This window comes from Actinosynnema sp. NPDC059335, from assembly GCF_042752395.1.
Classification (GTDB): domain Bacteria; phylum Actinomycetota; class Actinomycetes; order Mycobacteriales; family Pseudonocardiaceae; genus Actinosynnema.
Window position 1 is genome coordinate 96,518 of record NZ_JBHYXZ010000009.1, and the last position, 1,375, is coordinate 97,892.

1 protein-coding gene is annotated in these 1,375 nt (G+C 73.6%); it reads right to left on the bottom strand.

All coding sequences use genetic code 11. From position 1 onward, the window contains the following. Positions 1-1,157: M28 family peptidase (locus ACFXGA_RS04890; protein WP_378084451.1), on the bottom strand; the 1,157-nt coding region annotated here is incomplete at its 3' end. Positions 1,158-1,375: the final 218 nt, after the last annotated feature.

Below are 1,375 nucleotides of genomic sequence, written 5' to 3' on the forward strand. Positions count from 1 at the left end.
CGCCAGCTGAAGTTCGCCGCGGCGATCCCGCGCTCGTGGAACGGCACGTGGTCGCTGCTGCCGCGCGGCACCGGGCCGTGCACCTGCGACCCGTAGCCGAGGCGGGCGGCCGCGGCGGCGACCTGGGCGGTGGTGGCGTTGTCGCCGCCGTCCACCGACAGCAGCCAGTAGGCGGTCGCCGGGCCGTGGCTGGTGGCGACCATGTCGTTCTGGAACACGCCCGCGATGCGCGCCGCGTCCGCGTCGGTCAGCTGGTTCACGTAGTGGCGGGAGCCGAGCAGGCCCTGCTCCTCCGAACCCCACAGGGCGAACCGCAGCGCCTTGTGGGTCGGCAGGTGGCGCAGCACGCGGGCCAGTTCGAGGGCCAGCACGGTGCCGCTGCCGTCGTCGTTCGCGCCGGGCGAGCCGGGCACGCTGTCGTAGTGCGCGGTCACCATGACCACGCCGTCGTCGCGGCCGGGGAACGTCGCCGGCCGGTCGGCGATCACGTTGTACGAGGTCAGGCCCGCGTGGTGGGTGGTCGACACGGTGACGGTGACGGGGCCGGCCGCGCGCAGCCGCTCCACGTGCACCTGGGCGATGCCGAGCACGGGCACGGCGACGTTCGCGGTCAGCGTCGGGGAGTACGCGCCGGTCTTGCCCGCCGGCGGCACGGACACGCGGCCGACCAGCAAGGCCGCCGCGCCCCGCTGCGCGGCGTCCAGCACCGCGGTCGAGCCGGCGGGGACGTTGACCAGCAGCGCGACCTTCCCCGTCAGGTCCTCGGGGAGGGACGCGCCGGTGTCGAGGTCCACGACCGGGCCGGTGGCCGTGACGCCGAGCGCGCCGAAGCGGGACGCGCCCGCGTGCCACGTGTCGCGGCCGACGGTCAGCGTGGACAGGTACTTGTCCGGCACGGCGAACGGCTGCAACGTCACCCGGTAGCGCAGGTCGCGCAGCACGGAGGCGAGGTAGTCGCGGGCCCGGTGCTCGGACTCCGTGCCGCCGATGCGCTGGCCGATGCGCTCGCTGAGCACGCGGAGGTGCTCCATCGCCTTGCGCGCCCGCACCCGGCCCACCACCGGGTAGTCGCCGAGGGACAGGTCGGGCAGGTCGGACGCGCCGGGCCGCTGCGCCCGTGCCGCCGGGTTGAGGCCGAGCGTCACCGCGCCAGCCACGGCCGCGGCACCGGTCAAAAGTGAGCGTCTGCGCATTTCGGACCCCCCAAGCTCGTAGATCACCCGAACCTAGGCAGGGGTCACGCGGCCGACAAGAGTGGGGGGGGGGGTTAAACCGCACCCCCACACCCCCCACCCCAAACCCCGGGAGAACAAAACCCCAAAACACCAAACACAAAAAGACACACACACGGACTGTGTGGGTGTCCCACACTGGG